Origin of the sequence: Wolbachia endosymbiont (group B) of Schoenobius gigantella (assembly GCF_964031005.1) — a bacterium.
GTDB lineage: Bacteria > Pseudomonadota > Alphaproteobacteria > Rickettsiales > Anaplasmataceae > Wolbachia > Wolbachia pipientis.
This window is the reverse complement of the sequence record NZ_OZ035002.1, coordinates 1321731-1341552: the sequence shown is the minus strand read 5'-3', so window position 1 is coordinate 1341552 and position 19822 is coordinate 1321731. Positions and strand designations below refer to the sequence as shown.

20 protein-coding genes and 1 other RNA gene are annotated in these 19822 nt (G+C 35.0%); 11 read left to right on the top strand and 10 right to left on the bottom strand.

Annotated features, from left to right (window positions below; genetic code table 11):
- Positions 1-81: 81 nt before the first annotated feature.
- Positions 82-702, top strand: a complete 621-nt coding sequence (locus ACQH2O_RS06285; protein ID WP_010082437.1) for a superoxide dismutase — start codon at positions 82-84, stop codon at positions 700-702.
- Positions 699-1970, top strand: coding sequence for a M16 family metallopeptidase (locus tag ACQH2O_RS06280; protein WP_425385154.1), 1272 nt, complete (start codon positions 699-701; stop codon positions 1968-1970). The genes ACQH2O_RS06285 and ACQH2O_RS06280 overlap by 4 nt, the downstream gene beginning before the upstream one ends.
- Positions 1971-1976: 6 nt before the next feature.
- On the opposite strand, the gene ACQH2O_RS06275 is transcribed toward ACQH2O_RS06280, so the two are convergent.
- The 3 genes from ACQH2O_RS06275 to nuoE form a co-directional block, all read right to left on the bottom strand.
- Positions 1977-2294 (bottom strand): WD_0736 family protein, encoded by a 318-nt coding sequence (locus tag ACQH2O_RS06275; RefSeq protein WP_010082444.1) that lies wholly within the window; start codon positions 2292-2294, stop codon positions 1977-1979.
- A 191-nt stretch (positions 2295-2485) separates the two neighbouring features.
- A complete protein-coding gene (gene tgt / locus ACQH2O_RS06270) occupies positions 2486-3700 on the bottom strand; it encodes a tRNA guanosine(34) transglycosylase Tgt (RefSeq protein ID WP_010082445.1) in 1215 nt (404 codons plus the stop codon).
- On the bottom strand, positions 3701-4201 hold the full coding sequence (gene nuoE / locus ACQH2O_RS06265; protein WP_010962799.1) for an NADH-quinone oxidoreductase subunit NuoE: 501 nt from the start codon (positions 4199-4201) through the stop codon (positions 3701-3703).
- A 224-nt stretch (positions 4202-4425) separates the two neighbouring features.
- Here nuoE and ACQH2O_RS06260 point away from each other — a divergent pair, with 224 nt between their 5' ends.
- Positions 4426-6552, top strand: a complete 2127-nt coding sequence (locus tag ACQH2O_RS06260) for a hypothetical protein (RefSeq protein ID WP_095742742.1) — start codon at positions 4426-4428, stop codon at positions 6550-6552.
- A gap of 157 nt (positions 6553-6709) precedes the next feature.
- Positions 6710-7059: RNase P RNA component class A (rnpB, locus tag ACQH2O_RS06255), an RNA gene on the top strand.
- A gap of 51 nt (positions 7060-7110) precedes the next feature.
- Here rnpB and ACQH2O_RS06250 read toward each other — a convergent pair.
- A complete protein-coding gene (locus ACQH2O_RS06250) occupies positions 7111-7881 on the bottom strand; it encodes a response regulator transcription factor (protein WP_010962797.1) in 771 nt (256 codons plus the stop codon).
- 325 nt (positions 7882-8206) lie between these two features.
- Here ACQH2O_RS06250 and ACQH2O_RS06245 point away from each other — a divergent pair, with 325 nt between their 5' ends.
- From ACQH2O_RS06245 to ACQH2O_RS06230, 4 genes are read left to right on the top strand one after another with little or no spacing between them, the layout of a single operon-like run.
- Positions 8207-9190 (top strand): NAD(P)H-dependent glycerol-3-phosphate dehydrogenase, encoded by a 984-nt coding sequence (locus tag ACQH2O_RS06245; protein WP_010962796.1) that lies wholly within the window; start codon positions 8207-8209, stop codon positions 9188-9190.
- A 19-nt stretch (positions 9191-9209) separates the two neighbouring features.
- Complete coding sequence (locus tag ACQH2O_RS06240; RefSeq protein ID WP_006279290.1) at positions 9210-9692, top strand: phosphatidylglycerophosphatase A family protein; 483 nt, start codon at positions 9210-9212, stop codon at positions 9690-9692.
- The gene (locus ACQH2O_RS06235; RefSeq protein ID WP_006280097.1) at positions 9682-10461 is read left to right on the top strand and encodes a GNAT family N-acetyltransferase; all 780 of its coding nucleotides are present in this window, start codon (positions 9682-9684) and stop codon (positions 10459-10461) included. The genes ACQH2O_RS06240 and ACQH2O_RS06235 overlap by 11 nt, the downstream gene beginning before the upstream one ends.
- 42 nt (positions 10462-10503) lie before the next feature.
- Complete coding sequence (locus ACQH2O_RS06230) at positions 10504-11640, top strand: hypothetical protein (protein ID WP_425385153.1); 1137 nt, start codon at positions 10504-10506, stop codon at positions 11638-11640.
- A gap of 3 nt (positions 11641-11643) precedes the next feature.
- Here the strand turns inward: ACQH2O_RS06230 and ACQH2O_RS06225 are convergent, their stop codons facing one another.
- The gene (locus tag ACQH2O_RS06225; RefSeq protein WP_010082472.1) at positions 11644-12432 is read right to left on the bottom strand and encodes a succinate dehydrogenase iron-sulfur subunit; all 789 of its coding nucleotides are present in this window, start codon (positions 12430-12432) and stop codon (positions 11644-11646) included.
- 86 nt (positions 12433-12518) lie between these two features.
- Entirely contained in the window at positions 12519-12971 is a 453-nt protein-coding gene (gene ybeY / locus ACQH2O_RS06220) for an rRNA maturation RNase YbeY (RefSeq protein WP_010082473.1), read from the bottom strand.
- Between the two features lie 24 nt (positions 12972-12995).
- Here ybeY and ACQH2O_RS06215 point away from each other — a divergent pair, with 24 nt between their 5' ends.
- Positions 12996-13127 carry a hypothetical protein gene (locus ACQH2O_RS06215; RefSeq protein WP_255322244.1) on the top strand — a complete coding sequence of 44 codons (132 nt, stop codon included), beginning with the start codon at positions 12996-12998 and terminating at the stop codon, positions 13125-13127.
- Between the two features lie 228 nt (positions 13128-13355).
- Here the strand turns inward: ACQH2O_RS06215 and ACQH2O_RS06210 are convergent, their stop codons facing one another.
- The 4 genes from ACQH2O_RS06210 to ACQH2O_RS06195 form a co-directional block, all read right to left on the bottom strand.
- A complete protein-coding gene (locus tag ACQH2O_RS06210; protein WP_007549395.1) occupies positions 13356-13754 on the bottom strand; it encodes an EVE domain-containing protein in 399 nt (132 codons plus the stop codon).
- On the bottom strand, positions 13754-14950 hold the full coding sequence (ftsZ, locus tag ACQH2O_RS06205; RefSeq protein ID WP_010962790.1) for a cell division protein FtsZ: 1197 nt from the start codon (positions 14948-14950) through the stop codon (positions 13754-13756). Before ftsZ ends, ACQH2O_RS06210 begins: the two co-directional genes overlap by 1 nt.
- 248 nt (positions 14951-15198) lie before the next feature.
- Positions 15199-15648 (bottom strand): hypothetical protein, encoded by a 450-nt coding sequence (locus tag ACQH2O_RS06200; RefSeq protein ID WP_264329516.1) that lies wholly within the window; start codon positions 15646-15648, stop codon positions 15199-15201.
- Positions 15649-15731: 83 nt separating this feature from the next.
- Positions 15732-17240, bottom strand: a complete 1509-nt coding sequence (locus ACQH2O_RS06195; protein ID WP_425385152.1) for a YifB family Mg chelatase-like AAA ATPase — start codon at positions 17238-17240, stop codon at positions 15732-15734.
- A 122-nt stretch (positions 17241-17362) separates the two neighbouring features.
- Between ACQH2O_RS06195 and ACQH2O_RS06190 the strand changes: the two genes are divergently transcribed.
- Together ACQH2O_RS06190 and ACQH2O_RS06185 are read left to right on the top strand one after the other, a co-directional pair.
- Positions 17363-18202: a polysaccharide deacetylase family protein gene (locus tag ACQH2O_RS06190; RefSeq protein WP_010962787.1), complete on the top strand. Its 840-nt coding sequence runs from the start codon at positions 17363-17365 to the stop codon at positions 18200-18202.
- Positions 18157-19734 (top strand): penicillin-binding transpeptidase domain-containing protein, encoded by a 1578-nt coding sequence (locus ACQH2O_RS06185; protein ID WP_425385151.1) that lies wholly within the window; start codon positions 18157-18159, stop codon positions 19732-19734. Before ACQH2O_RS06190 ends, ACQH2O_RS06185 begins: the two co-directional genes overlap by 46 nt.
- The last annotated feature ends 88 nt before the right edge of the window (positions 19735-19822 follow it).

The following is a 19822-nucleotide window of genomic DNA, read 5'->3' as shown; positions in this document are numbered from 1 at the left end:
ATGTTTTAGCTATTAATTATATGTTGCACAAAAGCATATATTGCCCTACCATCCGAGTAGGTTAGAAATAAAGAGGTTTTTATGAGTTTTACTTTACCTGAATTACCATACGATAAAACAGCTTTGGAGCCTTATATATCTGCAAAAACCTTAGATTTTCATTATGATAAGCACCATAAAGGATATTTAAATAAACTCAATGAGCTAGTTGAAAATACGGATTATCAACATGTAAAAATTGAGGAATTAATAACAAAAGTGCATGGTAATAGCGGCAACTTGCCTATATTTAATAATGCAGCACAAGTTTGGAACCATACTTTTTATTGGAATTCAATGAAAAAAAATGGTGGTGGTAAGCCTAAAGATGGTAGTCTTCTAGCAAAAAAAATTCAAGACGATATCGGTGGCTTTGATAAATTTTATGAAGAATTTTCGAGTCATGGAGTAAGCCAGTTTGGCAGTGGATGGGTATGGTTAGTGCTCGAAAAAGGTAGGTTAGGAAAGCTCAAAATCACCAAGACTCCAAATGCAGATTTGCCAATAATTTATGGCCAAGTGCCACTACTCACTATGGATGTGTGGGAGCACGCCTATTATTTAGATTGTCAAAACCGTAGAATTGACTACATAAAAGTTTTCCTTGATCATTTGATTAATTGGGATTTTGCAGAAGAGAACTTAGAAGAATATATGAGATGAATATACCCCGGGTAACAAAATTAGATAATGGTCTGCGCATAATAACTGAGCAGGTGCGTGATATTGATTCCGTAGCTTTAAGCATACGAGTTGGTGTTGGCAGTAGAGCAGAAAGTGCAAAGCAAAATGGAATATCCCATTTTTTAGAACACATGGCTTTCAAAGGGACGAAGACAAGAACTGCCTTTGAAATTGCAAAAGCTTTTGATGACATAGGTGGAGTTTTCAACGCTAGCACCGGTAGGGAAAGCACCACCTATTATGCAAAAGTCCTCAAGAAAGACATAAAAACTGGTATTGATATATTAATAGATATATTGATGAATTCCACGTTTCCAGAAGATGAATTGGAACGTGAGAAGGGTGTTGTAATACAAGAGATTTTTCAAACTAATGATTCACCAAGTGACATTATTTTCGACAAATATTTTGAGGCAGCTTATAAAGACCAACCATTTGGTAGGTCAATCTTAGGCACGCAAAATACTGTAAAATCTTTTACTCGAGGAGATCTAGATAATTACATAAATGAGCATTACTTTGGTGAGAATATGCTATTTGCCGTTGCAGGAAATGTTGAACATGAAGAAGTTGTTGCATTAACCAAAGATTTTCTCTCAAAGATTCATTCTAAAAAGCTGAAAAAAAGCCAAAATGCGAGCTGTACTGGTGGTGAGTATTTAGAACATCGTAAATTAGATCAGGTACACTTGCTAATTGGTCTACCTAGTGTTTCTCGCCATGACGATAAATATCACACGTTTCAAGTGCTTGATTCTATATTAGGGAGCGGAATGTCATCACGTTTATTTCAGGAAGTAAGGGAAAAGCAGGGATTAGCTTACTCTGTTTATTCATTTAATTCCAGCTATACTAATACAGGAATGTTTTCCATTTTTGCTGGTACAGACAGTAGTAACTTAGATAAGCTTTTAAAATCTATAACGACAGAGTTGAAGAAGTTGTCTACAGATGATCTGAAGGAAGAAGAAGTAAATAGAGTGAAAGAGCGAGTAAAATCCCAAATTTTAATGTCACGCGAAAGTGTTAGCTCACGTGCTGAAACATTGGGACACTACTACGGTAACTATAATAGGTACATCAGTAAAAATGAATTAATAGAAAAAATTAGTGCAGTTACCACTGCTAACGTAAAAAAAGCAGCAGAAGAATTGTTATCTCAGCATGAAAAAACCACTCTAGCTGCAATTGGAGAAATTGAATCATTTCCAAGTTACGATAAAGTGGTTTCTATGCTTAAAGCTTAGTGTACTTTAATTATGTTGCTTAAGCTCACTAAAAAGTTCAATGAACGGTTGCAAAATCCTTTCTATAAAAAGTTTGCTTTCTGGTTCATCGCGTATATTACTTATCAGTTTATTCAAAGTTTTCTCGCTGTTTCGTAAAAATAAATAGCTTTCTACTGCTTGCACACCAGACAAGACAGTCAAAATTCCTCCTATCACTAGACAAGCAGCTATAGCAGGTACGGTACCCACTGCAATTGCAGTTGCGATTAATGATAACCCAGCTAAGAATGTAACGGCTGAAACGCAAAACGCTATTTGATGTTTTTCTTTATTGTTAACCATAAATACCTCACAAAAACTATATTTTTAACATACCAGTGTTGTCATGTATTGTCAAGTTTTTAAAGAAGATTAAAAAATGCAACGCACATGTGCAAAAAACGCTAACTATGGATTAGCCAAGGAAGAAAGAGTAGGAAGAGGAAGGCTTTTTCTGTTTTAGGGAATATAAAATAAGCGTAGAAAAATATGAACTAGGTGTATAATTCACAGTGTAGTGGTGTCTCACTAATCCAATTATTTTTCTCCCGATCTAGCCTATCATCTAATATAGCCTGCCTTATTGATGCCATTAACTTATTCATAAAGAAAATATTATGAATGGTAACGAGCGTGTAAGCCAGGAGCTCTTTAGCTTTCAGTAAATGGTGTATATAAGCTCTTGAATGTTTTCTGCAGGTAAAACATAAACAGTCACTTTCAATTGGGTTGTTGTCCAGCTCAAATCGTTGATTCCGCAAATTAATATGCTCTTTGCACTTTGAAGAAATAGAATTTCTGTTTTTTACTTTAACAAGTGCGCCACCATGCCTTGCTAAGCGGGTTGGATGCACGCAATCAAACGTGTCAATTCCAAGCTCTACTCCGCGAAAGATGTCCACAATTCCACCAATACCAAGCAAATGAGTAGGCCTGTCTTTTTTCAGGTGGTCCATAGTGAAAGAAACTACATCATGCATCTGCTCTTTACTTTGACCAAGTGATCCACCTATTGCTTGACCAAAAAATGGCAAATCGTTGATAAAATCACAACTTTCTCTACGTAAATCTTGATACACTCCGCCTTGACTAATTCCATACAGTGCCTGCTTGCCATTATTGTTTTTTTCAAATTCATTTAAAGAACGTTCAGCCCATCTGTGGCTCATGAGCATTGATTTTGCTGTGTATTCTTTGCTTACGTGAAATGGAGTGCATTCATCTAAAACTAGGATTAAATCTGCACCTAATTTCTGTTGAATTTGTACAGATTTTTCAGGAGTTAAGCAATAAATTTTACCATTAATGTAAGAACGGAAAATTGCCCCATCCTCATTAATTTTGATCAAAGTTTTTTGTTTTTTTCTTATTCCTTTTATCTCTTCCGAAACTGATCCGTGGCCTAAGCTAAATATCTGATATCCACCTGAGTCAGTTAGCATTGGCCCATTCCATCCTATCATCTTGCGCAAACCACCAAGTTTTGCAACAGTATTCTCTCCTGGTTGAAGCATTAGGTGATAGGTGTTGGAAAGTATGATTTGGGTACCAGCTTCACTTATTCTTTCAATATCTGCAGCTTTAATTGCAGCTTTTGTTGCGCAGAATATAAAAGCGGGGGTTTCTACGCTTCCATTTGGAGTTTTAATTGTTCCAACTCTTGCAGAACCTGATTGCTTGATTCTCTTGAATGAAAATTCTTCTTTCATCTATTTGCCTGAAAGTTCTGTTATGATGTTTTCTACTTTCTCAGGAGTAAGATTTTCATAGAAGTCATTATTGATCTGCACAACGGGAGCATTAACGCATGCACCTAGGCATTCAACTTCTTTTAAAGTGAACAAATTATCTTTAGTAGTCTCACCGATATTGATTCCAAGTTTTTTTTTAAAGGTATTTAAAACTTCTTCACTATTGCACAACCAGCAAGGAGTTGTTCTACAAATTTGTATTAGATATTTGCCTACTGGTTTTAAATTATACATGGTGTAAAAATTTGCCACTTCATATACACGAATATGTGGAATATGCAGCATATCAGCAACATAACGCATAGCAGATTCAGAAACCCATCCGCATTGCTCTTGAACCAGATATAGTAAAGGCATAACAGCACTACCTTCTCTACCTTTGGGATACATCTCTATAAACTTTCCCGCTTTCTTGAGGTTTTCTGATGTAAAACTAAACTGCTCTTCTTTTTCTATCATTCATGAGACTCGTGTAAACTTTAACAGATTATACCTGTAGAACCAATGATTGCAATTGTTGGTTTTTTGAGAAATAGCATAAAGCTTCTTAGCCCTCTTCAAGCTTATATTTACCTTTTAGTATAAAATATTATATTAATTTTTTAATTTTAGTTAAAATTTTCATTGACATTAACACACAGGAGTAATCATAATAGCATTTTATTAATATTTTAAATAAAATTATGTCTATATTAAGAAGATTGCTCGGGATCAACTCAAATACACCGGAAATTAAAGAAGCGATAGGTTTTAATCCAACAAACGTAGAATTAATTGAGGGGAATGGAGTTGCTTACGGACTCAGCTATCAAGATAATGGTAATGGGAGCAGTAAAGTAAAATTACTTATTAGTCCATTATATCAATCAAAAACATACGAATGTGGTACAAATATCAGCGTAGCAAATGAATTCAAAGATCAATTATCTCTCACATTAATAGAAGATTCAGCTGAAATAGATAAAGTTGGAGTTATCTTTCCTGAAGAAGGAATTAGCGAAGAAGGAGAAAAATGCGTTAAAGGCTTATCTTTTAACACTTACGGAATTAAACAATCAGTTAATACTCCTTCAGTTGAACATTTAGATAAAAGAAAATTACAAAAGAATATTGATAATAATAGTCTTGCAAATGTGGGCAATAGTTACTTTCAACCAAGAGCAGTGAAAGTTGGTAATGGTGACGTAATTGTAATCGCCCATAACTTAAAGGATCAAACTTTAGTTTCTTGGTACTTAAAGTCAAGCGAGAGCGGAAAATTTAAGGTATTGACTGGAGAAAAAGGTGTTACAGAAAGAAAATTGTTCAATTTTGATAATCAGGGGCAATTGGCATTAAATGGAAACACGATGCTTTATTCGCAAGTGAGCAAAAGGATTACTAAGGAAAATCAAGAGGTGAGAAAAACACGTATTTTTAAATTTGATATGGCTAAAGTGATTCAGGGTCTGAAGGATAGAGTTAATGGCTTTTTACTTGGTAATCGAAAAGGTCAAATAGATAATAAAGCACTATCTCTTTCTAGAGAACATGAAATAAGCTTTTTGCAGTATGTTGAACAAACGGAAGGAAATGATCTAGTTGCTTTTCTTGAAAATGACCAATCAGCTAATGAGCAGAGGTTACATATAGCAACTCTACTTAAAAATGGATCAGTGTCAGATTTTCCTATCTATCAATTTACAGATCCTATAGAGCAATTATATATTAAAGGCAACGGTCAGGGTGGTTTTATCGTAACTGCGGTAAGTGGAGAAAATATTGTAACTTTTAATCAAAACGGCTCTGGAAAATCTTCTGAAGCAACAATAATACCGGCAAATAGCATCAAAACTCTCAGTGATTTTGTTAATATCATTAACGGTCGATTAACGCCAGATATTATTTCTAGTAGTACCGTGGCTCCTATAACTGTTGCAGAAACGGTTGTGACTTCTAAGAAGACGCCGACTGCTGCAATTACTAGCACAGCAGAAACCGACGCTGTGAAGACTACTAAATTGACAACGGAAGCCGTTGCACCTACTTCTACAATGAATAAACCTTCAACAGAGTCAACGACTCAAACAAGTACAGTAACAGTGGAGCCAACAACAGCAACAAAAACAACTGCTACTTCACAAGCAACCACGATTACTGCAACGTCAACTAATGTGCCTTCGGAAACTGAAATAAGTACTGTAAAACCTACAGCAGCGACTGGTGCGTCGACTTCTACGATGAGTAAACCTTCAACAGAGTCAACGACTCAAACAAGTACAGTAACAGTGAAGCCAACAACAGAAGCCGTTGCACCTACTTCTACAACGAATAAACCTTCAACAGAGTCAACGACTCAAACAAGCACAGTAACAGTGGAACCAACTGCGCCAACAACAAGCTCAGAGAAAACTACACAAACAGTATTTAGTATACCAAGTACTAGAACAAAAGAGTCAACAACTCCTATATTCACCACGACTTTACTTCCTCAGTCTACTTCTTCACCACAACCTACTCAACTTGCTATAGGGTCTAATAAGGCAGGAATGATAGGGGGATCTTTGGTTGGAGCAATAGGTATTGTTGGAATTATAGGATTCATAGCATATAGATATGTTAAGGGTCGTAATGCTGCTCCTGTATTAGAACTAACTGATTTGGGTTATAGAAGGCGATCATCTTCAAGTAGCGATGAAGAAATTTTTACCACTGGTAACAGAATGCGAACTATATATCAATCTGAAACAGTGCTAAATAGTATATCAGTAGAAAGTAGTAGTCGATCAAGAAGTAGCTCATCGTCTTCAAGCGGTGGACCAGGCTCTTGACTAACTGAAGCGGAGTCTAAAAGTGAAAAAAGCTTATCTTGGGATAGTGATGATGTGCCGGAATATCACCTTTAGCTATTTGTCTAAATGTTTTTAATATGTAGACTGTTAGGAAATTGTCTTTTGCTTTTGTGATTTTCATGTTAAAGTATAATTCCTAGGTGAAATAAGTAGCTGCTGTTGTGTGATAAACATAGCAGAGGAAAGTCCGGGCTCCAAGGAAAAATAGTGACGGGTAATGCCCGCCGGAGGTAACTCCAGTTATAGGGCTACAGAAAATTACCGCCTAAAATATTTTTAGGTAAGGGTGAAAAGGTGTGGTAAGAGCACACCATGGCAATGGCAACATTGGTAGTCGAGTAACCAACACTAGGAGCAAGATTAAATAGAAGTAGATTTTATGTTTTCCTCATATCTACTCGGGTAAATCGCATGCGGTAAATGGTAACATTTACTCCAGATAAATAGCTACATAAACAGAACTCGGCTTATATTTCACCTAGGCGTTCACATGATACGTGCGATATAAGCCATGCTATATTTAAATGTGTAGGCATTTCATGCGTTGTCCTTCACTTGTTCTGCTTGATAGCCATCACTACTTTCGCCTACATTAACATTAGAATATTCATCATCATCAATATACTCTTTCAGAACATACCCTCTGCCCCAAACGGTTTCTATGTGGCTTTTTCCATCATTTGCACTTTCAAGTTTCTTACGTAATTTGCACATAAAAACATCAACTATCTTGTTATCTGAAGGTTCATCCAAGCCATTGTAAAGATGATTTAAGAACATTTCTTTTGTTAGTACTGTTCCTTTACGCAGTGCTAGCAATTCTATCATAGAATACTCTTTATTAGTAAGGTGAACCGTTTTACCTTTCACCTCAACAACCCTGTGATCAAAATTGATATTTATATTACCAATCTTTATCACCGATTCAGGATGGCCTTTAGTACGACGCACTATGGCCTTAATTCGAGCTAATAACTCGCTTTTATGAAATGGCTTGGTTAAGTAATCATCGGCACCATACCCGAGTCCTTTAGCTTTGTGATTGACAGCGGATATGCATGAAAGTATTAAGACAGGAACTTTGATTTTTGCACTTCTTAGTCTTAACAATATATCATATCCGTCAATATCACCAGGTAAGTGTATATCTAAAATAACTAGGTCATAGTAATCTCCGTTTGAGGAAACCATATTATTGTTATAATCTTGTGCAGAAGTAACAACGTCACAGAAGTGTCCATCAGAAGTTAAGGCGTTAACTACAGTCTTTGCACTTACTTGATCATCTTCAATTAATAATATACGCATATTTTACACCCCATAAATAATTTATAATTTTAGTAATATATATAACTAAGGAAAGTAATAAATCAAATTTTTATTAACAAATGATCAAAATTACACTTATTAATTAATAGTAAATATATTGTTCCAAAGTTATATAAATAGATCTAAAATATAATAGACATACCATGATAGTAATAATATTTTTAGTAAATATTGAATTAAAGTTACTATTATTAAAAGAATACTTCGGTTAATAAATATTTAACTATTCTATATGTCTGTGTTATATTTTTAATTTACTTATCCTACTATTTTAAAGTATAAGTAATATTTTCAGGAATATTGTGTGGCAATATCAATTTTAGGTGCTGGTGCATGGGGTACAGCAATCGCAATTTCATTAGGTAGTAAGAAAGATGTGATTTTGTGGACTCACAATGAAACTACATTTGAATCAATCAACGGGAAAAGAGAAAGTGACAAGCTACCCGGTTGTCGAATTTCTGATAATGTGTCAGTAAAATTGGCTATTGAAGACATAATTAATGCTTCAGTAACAATCCTCGCTGTTCCCACTCAGTCTCTGAGGAAGGTATGTCAGCAATTGCATAATTGTAATCTGAAAAAAGATGTAGCAATAATTTTAGCTTGTAAGGGAATAGAAAAGTCTACATTAAAATTACCTAGTGAAATAGTAAATGAAATTTTACCTAACAATCCTATTGCTATTTTTTCAGGTCCTAGCTTTGCTGTAGAAGTTGCAAGAAAATTACCCTATTCAATGGTTCTTGCATGCCAAAATAACACATTAGGTTCAAAGCTAGTATCAGAGCTGCAACAAGAAAATGTTAAATTGGAGTTTAGTAACGACATTATAGGAGTACAGATTTGTGCAGCGTTAAAGAACGTTTTTGCTATAGCGTGTGGGATTGTTCTAGGTAGTAAACTTGGGTTTAATGCTCATGCAGCATTGATTACGAAAAGTATGAGCGAAATTAAGGCTTTATACTCAGCAAAAATTGGTGACGGTAGTGTGGATATAAATACACTACTTGGGCCAGCATGTCTGGGTGACCTAATTATGACATGCACATCCTTGAATTCAAGAAACTTATCTTTTGGGTTTAAAATAGGTAATAGTGACAATGGCTTTAATGTTCAGCAGATTTTGTCAGAAGGCAAGTCAGTGATTGAAGGTTTTAGCACTGCTGAGTCCATATTTAATTTAGCAGGAAAGCTAAAGATAAAAATGCCTATATGTGAAGCGGTCTATAGATTATTGTATGAAAGCGCCTCTATAGAGGATACTCTTTCTGTTCTTATAAGTTAATTTTGTATTTGGATATATTGTGAAATTTTTATATAAATTAATATCAACGTGGTGGCTGTCTGGAACAGTAAAAAAAATGCCAGGTACTGTGGGTAGTTTGGCTTCTTTTCCGCTTGTTCCTGTAATCCTGAGCAACAAAATTTTAGGTGCAGCAATTATTTCTTTTTTATTCTTAATTGGATTATGGTCTACAGGTAATTATATAAAACATTACAAGACTTCATGTGATCCAAAAGAGGTAGTAATTGACGAAGTGGTTGGTCAATTGCTGACGATACTTTTAGTTTCGATATTGTTAAGCCAAGAGATGAATTGTTCTTCATTGTTGTTGTGCTTTTTTTCTTTTAGGTTTTTTGATATAATAAAAACGTGGCCTATAAATTTAATCGATAAAAATACCAAAGGTCCTTTAGGTATTATGCTAGATGACGTTATAGCTGCAATTTTAGCCTGTGTTCTTATAGGAGCCTTTTATTGTTTATTGTTGGTGTATGCAGGATAAAAAAATTTATTATTCAAGCTTAATTGTTCAAAATCTAAAGGATTATATACTGTACACAGCGAATTTATCTGAGTGGGAAGTACACGATGAATTTGATAACATCATATTTACAATAAATGGTACCAGGGAGTCATTATTTAATTTTGTGTTCTGTGGAGATCAATGTACCGAGCTTTCTATACAAAAAACTCTAGATTATCTCAGAACAAGAGATATAGAAGCAACATGGGTAATAAATTCACATATGAAAATAAGAGATATTTTAGAAAAGTGTGAAATAAAACACGTTAGCACACCAAAAAAAGCTTTACTTAATATGAAAAATTACTTTTTACCTGCTGATGTTATTCCAAACTTGAGGTTAAATGCTGTGAATGGTAGCAACCTCTTAGAACAGTTAGATCTACACACTTCTAAAATTTTTTATCATGGCGTTGGAATTGTCAGCACATTTTTTCGCGGATTATCAAATTATGATGATAAGAACTCAAGATTAAGATTTTTTCTTGTAACACTAAATAATGAAATTATTGGGACATGCGGTCTTTATGTTCAAGATAGCGTAGCTGGTTTTTATAGTGATGGAGTTTTACCAATTTACAGGAATCGTGGAATAGGTACCCAAATGGTTTTAGAAAGAATAAAGATAGCTAAACAGCTTGAATGCAAATATATAGTAGCACATTGTATGAAATCTTCTGTGAACCTTTATAAGAGATTGGGCTTTCAAATGTTAGGCAATCTTTACTTATATACCTCTTCAGCATAATTCTGAGCGGTTACAAATTTTTACATTTGTTTTAAAAGTGCTATGTTTTTTTTGTATGAAGTGGTTTTAATATTGATTCTAATATTATTCTTTCTCTCTTATTCTAAATTAAAAATTAGTAATAAGATTAAGAACTTACAGCATCAAAATGTTATCATAAATAATTTAATTGATACTGTGAATGATGGGTTTTATATTTGGGATGCAAAAAAACGTATAGAAAAGTTCTCTCCCAATTTACTAATTTTGCTTAATACTGTTTTTTACTCATTTAATGAGTTTGTGAATTTTTTTGAGCAATCAGAAAGCTTAATCAAAAATTTTGTTGAGGCAAAGGAAATAAATAAATCTTTTACTCTAGATTTAAAGTCAAAAGACAGTGAGGTTTATTGCATATGTTACGGTAGAAGCATAATAGATGATTCTAACAATGTGATAGGTGTGCTGTTATGGATAAGGAATGTCTCAGACTGTAAGATAAAGGCTAACGGACTTGAGTTAGAAAATAGTAAGCTTACACAGGAAGTGGAGAGCTATAAAAACGTTTTCAACTCTTTACCATTTCCAATACTAAGATATAACAAGAGTAGAAAGGTGGAATTTTATAACTTGTTTTATGATAAATATGTAGATGGTTCTAAGAAATTTGCTATTACCGGTAGCGCTCATAGCACAAAACCAGGAAGACATGTCATAACTTATAAGAACGAACCTAAGGTTTTCGATTTTGTTAAAATTCCAATACAAGGTTCTGGTAGCATAGTAATGTATGGGAAAGATGTTAGTGATGCAGAGAAATTATATACTGAATTAAACAGTTATTTAGCTACACAGAAAAATTTGCTTGAGAGGTTACCGGTTGCTATAGTAATATATAGTAAGAATCAAAAGCTAAAATTTTATAATAATGCTTTTATAAAAACCTTTCAATTTGACCCAAAATTTTTGGCATCTTACCCAACTTATCACGAAGTTATGCTTTACCTCTTCGAATCTAAAAAGCTTTTAGAAAAAGAGGATTTTCAAACTATTAGTAACCAAAGACATGAGTTGTTCAAAAAATTATTTGAATCGTACGATGATACGATGCACTGCACAAACGGAAAAGCGTTCAGGGTATTAACAATACCCTACGCTTCGGAAGGTTTGCTGTTCTCTTACGAAGAATGCAAAAGATAATACTTAAACTCCTTCTCTCTCTACCATGAGCTGTTTTACTTTCGCTATTGCTCTTGCTGGATTAAGTCCTTTAGGACAAGTTTTTGTGCAATTCATTATTGTATGACAACGATACAACTTGAATGGGTCGTTTAAAACATCAAGTCTTTCACCTGTCTTATTATCACGGCTGTCAGCAATCCATCTGTAAGCTTGTAATAGTATTGCTGGTCCTAAAAATTTATCACTATTCCACCAGTAGCTTGGGCAACCAGTCGAACAGCAAGCACATAATATACAGTCGGACAAGCCATCTAATTTTTTTCTATCTTCAGAAGATTGAGAGTATTCTTTATTTGGTAGGGCAGGCTTATCTGCTTGTAACCAAGGTTTAATTGATTTGTATTGCTCATAAAATTGGCTCAAATCCGAGACTAGGTCCTTTATTACATACATGTGAGGTAATGGATATATTTTTACGTCACCTTTTATATCATGTATAGATCTAGTACATGCAAGAGTATTGGTTCCGTCAATATTCATGGCACAAGATCCACATATGCCTTCTCTACAAGAACGTCTGAAAGTTAAAGTCGAATCTATTTCATCCTTTATTTTTATTAATGCATCAAGTACCATAGGGCCACAACTATCCATATCAATAAAAAATGTGTCTATTCTAGGGTTTTTCTCGTCATCAGCAGACCAACGGTAAATTTGAAATCTTCTGATGTTTTTTGCTCTAGCAGGAATAGGATAAATTTTGCCCTTTTGATTAATTTTAGAATTCTTTGGCAAAGAAAACTGAACCATATCACTTACCTTTTATTGTTTATAGCTAAAACCCTTTGTAGATAACATATTTTATTATCATCTACTATATTTTTATTAAATTCCTTTTAAATCGCACACATATTGTAGCCAAGCGAAGCTAAAATCTCTCTTTCTAGATTTTTCATTATAATTTCTTCATCTTTTTTTTGGTGATCATAACCAAGTAAATGCAGTAATCCATGCACTAACATGTGTGCAATGTGAGCAAGAATGGGTATATAATACTCATGCGATTCTCTTTTTATTGTGTCTATTGAAATTGCTATGTCTCCTAAATCGCACTCATTAGACAATTGTTCATACGGAAATGATAGTACGTTAGTTGGCTTATCCATTTCTCTAAATTTTAAATTAAGTTGATGTAGCAAGTCATCATCAGCCAGAGCTATTGATATATTTGGTTTATAGTGGTCTATTTTTAATTCTTTTAGAGAAGCATTGATGACACCTAATACAAAATTTTTAGGATTTTCTATAATGCTGCACCATTTCTTGTCAAGAATATTTACTTCTAACATGAGTGACACATCAGTAAGGGTGTCATGCAAATAGCTGACACTGGAATCCAAAAAAGAAGAGTTATAGACCCTTGTGTCATGTACACAACTGTACGAATATTGTACACTAGAAGGATGTCATCCCAGTGTCTAGGCACTGGGATCCAGGAATTTTGATTAGACATCAAGTTAGTGAATATAAAAGTAGCTAATCTTATATTAAAACACAACGGCTTTAATGTGGTTGCATTAAGGCTGGATTCCAGTGTCAAGCACTGGAATGACACCTTTGTGTTTGATGCAAAATCGGCTATAACGTTTAATGCACTGCCTTCGAGACAAATATTCATACAGCTGTGCGTTGTGTGCTGAGATGACATCATTTAGGAACTGAAATGACAGGTATTACACATCACTCATCCTTATTATTTCATTCCATTCAATTTCCGAAACTGGGGCAATTGATAAACGTGGTTGTTTTAATATAGTCATATTTTTCAAAAGTGGGTTTTGTTTTATATTATTTAACGTTACTTGGTTATTTAAAGGTTTCAAAAACTTTACATTCACTAATCCGAACTTGGGATCATTAACATGATAATACTCTTTAAATACTTCAACGATTCCAAGTATTGCTTTCTCTTTACCTGTATGATAAAAAAACGCAAGATCGCTTGCTTTCATAATTTTCATGTAATTTTGAGCTTGATAATTGCGCACACCATCCCACTCAACTACCTGCTCCTTTTCCATTTTTTGCCATGAGTATTCACTTGGCTCTGACTTAAGTAGCCAAAATTGCATTATTTTTTTCTTCTTAAGTAAGCTGGTATATCATAGATATTGCTGCCCCACTTAGCTCCTTCGCTTACCTGTTCAGCTGGTTTTGTTTCCAGTGTTTTGTCTTGTGTACTTTCACTTTGACTATATGGCCACTTAAATTTCTCTTTCTCTGAGTCTTCGCTCTGACTTATAGGTGAAGTTTCTGATTTATTATTGCGACCATCAATGCCAGTTGCAAGAACAGAAACTCTAACTCTTCCCTCCATCGCTTGATCAAAAGTAGCACCAAATATTATATTTGCATTTTCATCTACTTCTTCACGCACTCTATTGGCTGCAGCATCAACTTCAAACAGAGTCATATCTCCGCCACCAGTAATGTTAATTAATATTCCTTGCGCACCTTTCATTGATACATTATCAAGCAATGGATTAGATATTGCAGCCTCTGCAGCACTAATTGCTCTATCTTCTCCTTCTGCCTCTCCGGTGCCGATCATCGCTTTGCCCATCTCGCTCATTACTGTTTCTATATCAGCGAAGTCAAGATTGATAAGCCCTGGCATGACCATCAAGTCAGTTACTCCTCTGATGCCAATGTGCAGAACATTATCAGCAAGTTTAAATGCATCAGAAAATGTAGTTTTTTCATTTGCAATTCTAAATAAATTCTGATTTGGAATGACAATAAGTGTATCCACGTATTTTTGCAGTTCTTCAAGTCCAAGCTCTGCAATGCGCATACGGCGCACACCTTCAAAACCGAACGGTTTAGTTACAACTCCAACAGTCAATATCTTTTTTTCTTTTGGCGCTCTATCCTTAACTGCGGCTCTTGCTTCTCTGGCTGCTTTTGCAATTACCGGTGCTGCACCGGTTCCAGTACCACCGCCCATTCCTGCTGTGATGAAAAGCATATGACTATCTTTTATATGCTCCATAATCTCATCAATTGACTCTTCTGCTGCACCTTTGCCAACATCAGGCAAAGCACCAGCACCAAGCCCCTTAGTTAAATTAATGCCAAGCTGAATTTTTTTATCACATAACGACTTTTCTAGTGCTTGAGCATCGGTATTTGCGACAACAAAATTCACTCCTTGCAAATTAGATTGGATCATGTTATTCACAGCATTTCCACCAGCACCACCCACTCCCACAACGGTAATCCTTGGGTGTAATATAGGCAACTCCGGCAGACTAAGATCAATAGACATTTAAATTACTCAAATTTAGCGAATTCACTTGATAATAAGTTACCGCTTTTTTAATAATATGCAAATACTTTTCACTTCTATAGGCGTAAATAGTAAACGGGATTTACTTATTCTTAACATTTATACTAATAAGTGCCGTTAATTATAATAACTAGATTCTTAGATGACATCACTTAACCGATGCAAAAAATAGAAAACGTTTATAAAAAGGGACAGAAACCTATCCCTTTTTATTTTGTTGAAGATTATTATATTGTCTGATCTTTCCCTTTCAATGCTTCAACTGCAACATCTTTTAATTTTGAGGCAACTTGATATGTTCCATAAACAGCAGCAACTGCAGCAATTGCCATTATGGCACCCGCAACTATCTGACCAGCAACACCTGTTCCGATAAATCCAGGTAATGAAGCAGCTATTGCTTGATTTGTTCCAACAAAGTAACTGGCAGTCTTAGCAAGAAACCCAGAAGCTTCTGCTGCACTAACAAAGCCTGCTTTCATATGCATTGCTGTAAAGACAACACTTGCAACTGCAAGCGGAAATAATGCTGTTCTCCCTTTATTATGCATAGCGTACTGACCAGCTCCACCAGCAGCACCAGGAATTCCCCAGTATTTTTCAGCTTGTATATATCCTTCTGAAATAGCATGAAAAATGCCATCCTCTTTTCTATACTCATAATTTGTTAATGCCATAACTCTACTCCTTAAATAGAATGTTAAAATTTCATTAAGGAAGCATATAGTAAAAAAAATTGCCTGTCAAGTAAACTAATTTTTTAATATACCTTTATTCTGTAATTGAGCGCTTCAGCAATGTGTGCTCTTTTTACTTCTTCACTTTTTGCAAGATCTGCAATAGTTCTTGCAACTTTTAATACGCGTGTGTAGCCTCGATTGGAAATGTAATTTTCTTTCAGTACGTATTTTAGCAATTCTAACCCTGCCTGATCTGGTTCAGTAAATTTATTAAATGCTTCACCGCTTACTTCTGAATTGCAACGAATATTTAATTCACTATAGCGCTCAGTTTGAATTTTTCTTGCTGCTATCACTCTTTCTCTTATAATTTTAGTACTTTCTCCCTCCACAGAGATTTCAGGAGAGAGTATGCTAACGTTTGGCATTTCAATGCATATGTCTATTCTATCAAGCAATGGGCCTGATATTTTGTTTTTGTAATCTGTGCCACACTTTGGAGCTTTGTTGCACGATCTGCTTGCATCACCTAAATAACCGCACCTGCAAGGGTTCATTGCAGCTATCAGTTGAAAATTGGCAGGGTAGGTTATGTGAGCATTTGCCCTTGCAACGGTAACTTTTCTATCTTCAAGTGGTTGGCGCAGAGAATCAAGCACGAGTCTTGGAAATTCAGGTAGCTCATCAAGAAATAACACGCCATTGTGAGCCATGGTAATTTCTCCGGGTTTTGCATTCTTTCCTCCTCCTATCATTGCTGGCATGGAACATGAGTGATGAGGTTCACGAAAGGGGCGAGTTACTTTGAATATTTCATTACCAGTTTTTGTTATGCTGGAAATAATATTAACATCAATCATCTCCTGTTCGGTTAAATCAGGCAGCAATCCTATAAAGCGCTTAGCAAGCATTGATTTTCCAGTACCAGGAGGGCCAACAAGAAGCATATTATGCCCACCTGCTGCTGCAATTTCAGCTGCTCTTTTTGCAACAACTTGGCCTTTAATATCCTTCATATCGGGAACCAATCTTTTTTCTTTGGGTGCATCACTATATTTAAAAATTACTGGCTGAATTAATTGCTCACCCTTAAAGTGTCTGATAATATCAGTTAATTTCTCTATAGCTAGAATTGAAACATTCTTTACCCATGAAGCCTCTACTCCATTTCCCCTTGGGCAAATTACTCCTTTATTTGCCTGTTTTGCATTGATCGCTGTTGGCAGCACTCCTGAAACTGGAATAACTCTGCCATCAAGGGCAAGCTCACCCATAATGATATAAGACTGAACTTTTTCAACTGGTATCACATTCATTACAACAAGTAGTCCAATAGCAATAGCCAAGTCATAATGACTACCTTCTTTCAGTAAATCCGCAGGGGAGAGATTAACTGTAATTCTTTTTGGAGGTAGTAGTAGATTGATTGAATTTAACGCTGCTCTGATGCGTTCTTTGGATTCCGCAACAGTTTTATCTGGCAATCCAACAATATTAAAAGCTGGAATACCATTTGCCATATGAATTTGTGCATTGACATTTACTGTGCTAATTCCCTGAAGCGCAACGGTATTTATATTTGCAATCATAATATATTATATAAAATTGTTAATACAATATATTAAAGAAGCGATGAAGTAAAGGCTACAGCAATTAAAGATGGCTTAACTTAGCAAAAAAGTGTAGTATTCTATCACTTTGCTGATTACAAATGTTTATAAGGATAATCACTTTTTTCTTACTATATTCAAGTACGGCTTTTTGTAGTGATTGTAATTTTAATTTACCATACTGTGGGCTCAGTTGTAATCTAGATCTATCATATAGAAATTTAAGTAATATAAAAAAATTATTGAATAACGACGATAAGTTTGTTGCGCTTACGTTTGATGATGGACCGTCTAACAATAGAGTAAACGATATTATTAATGTTCTGGAAAGCTATGAAGCAAAAGCAACATTTTTTGTGCTTGGTGAACGTATAAATGAAAAAACGTCTGAAATAGTAAAGAAAATTCATGAATCAGGTCATGAGTTAGGCAATCACTCTTGGTCGCATAGGAAGTTGACATCACTTTCAAGTGAGGAACAATTGCAAGAATTGGAAAAGACAAATACAGCAATTAAAAATGCAATAAAACAAGATGTAAAATGGTTTCGTCCGCCATATGGATGTTATGACGATAATCTGATTGAAAATACTGATCAATTAAATATGTATTCAATATTATGGACAGTTGATTCGCTAGATTGGCAAGGTGATAAGCCAGAAACTTTAGTTGAAAGAGTTTTAAGTAATGTACATAATGGAGCAGTTATACTGTTTCATGATCACAATAACAGGTCAAACACAATTGAAGCTTTACCTCATATTATTAAAATACTAAAAAAATCAGGTTATAAGTTTGTGACCTTAAGTGAGTGGGAAAAAAGGGTTTGTAATACGGTAAAAGCCAGAAGTGTAACAATAAAAGAGGGGAAAAAAGTGTGTTTTGAAGGAATGTTATGTGGACAAAAAACAAAGTCTTTAACCGCAGAGCATTCATATTAGGTGGTATTCAGCTTACCATTTCTGCGGTTTTTAGTTGCAGGTTATATAATTTACAAATACGAAACAGACAAAAGTACGAAGCACTATCTAATAGTAATAGAATAAGAGTTGCTACTATTATGCCTAAGCGGGGCAAAATTTTAGATAGGAATAGCATTGAACTTGCGGTAAACAAAATTTCGTATGTTGTTTTGTTTGATGGTTCTGGTAAGGAAGTTGATTTGCAGACATTATCAGAAGTCGAGTCTAAAATAGCAAAATCGTCAGAAAAAATAACTGCTCTTTATAAACGTTATTACCCGTTTGGTTCAATGTGTTCTCATGTAATCGGATATACAAAAAGACAGCAAGGCATAAGCGAAGTAGGAATCAGCGGTATTGAATATACATATGATCATATATTGAAAGGCAAGTCAGGAAAATCTGAGCAGGAAATAAATTCTAAAAAACGCGTCATAAAAGAATTATCAAGCATACCACAACAAGACGGACAAGATGTACAACTGACAATTGATATTAATCTGCAAGAGAAAACCGCAGAGGTATTTAAAGATCACCAAGGCTCCGCAGTGGTAATTGATGTAAATAATGGAGAAATTTTAGCATTATATAATTCACCTTCTTACGATAATAATCTTTTTGCTAGCAGGCTATCAAATGAGACTTGGGAGAGCTTGAATGCTCCTTCATTGCCGCTCGTGAATCGTGCGTTATCATATCAAATTCCACCTGGTTCAATATTTAAAGTAATAGTTGCGCTTGCGGGTTTAAAAGACGGGATAATAACACCAGAAGAGAAATTCTCGTGCAAGGGGGGCTATATGAAAATAGGTGAGCGGAAATTTCGTTGTCTGAAAAGCAAAGTCCATGGGTATGTATCTTTAAATGAGGCAATGGCATTATCATGCAACACTTACTTTTATAATATAGGGAAAAAAATAAGTGTAGACTCTCTAGTAGAAATGGCCAGAAAATTTGGTATTGGAAGTGGGCCACTGATTGGAACGTTTAAAGAAGAAGCTCCAGGGTTGTTGCCAGATAGAGATTGGCGTACACGAAAGCTATATTCGCAGTGGTATTTAGGTGACACTATCAACTTAGTTATAGGACAAGGGTATATGCTTACAACACCACTACAGCTTGCAGTTCTTGCAGCGAGGATTGCAACAGGAAAAGAGGTAATTCCCCGCATTAAGATGAATGAAACGATACAAGATTTTCCCGATATTGATGTGGATTGTGAGCATCTTAGCATAGTTCGAAAAGCTATGTTTGACGTGGTGAATTCTAAAACTGGAACCTATAAGAAAGGGCTAAGCGGTATACAAATTGCTGGCAAAACCGGTACACCAGAAATAAACTCTAAGGGCGAAAGTCATAAGTTATTTATCGCCTATGGCCCTTACCATAACCCGCGCTATGCAATCTCTGTGTTTATAGAACACGGCAAAGCCCCACGCCAAGATGTTGCTATAGCTAATGAAATATTTCAGTATATGCTTGAAACTATGAGTATTAAACTTCTTGCATAACCATATAACAAACTTTTATTGGGAATAGAAACGAAAAAACTTACTTGACACCCTTCGCCAGCGCCCTTATCATGATAGTGAAGCTATT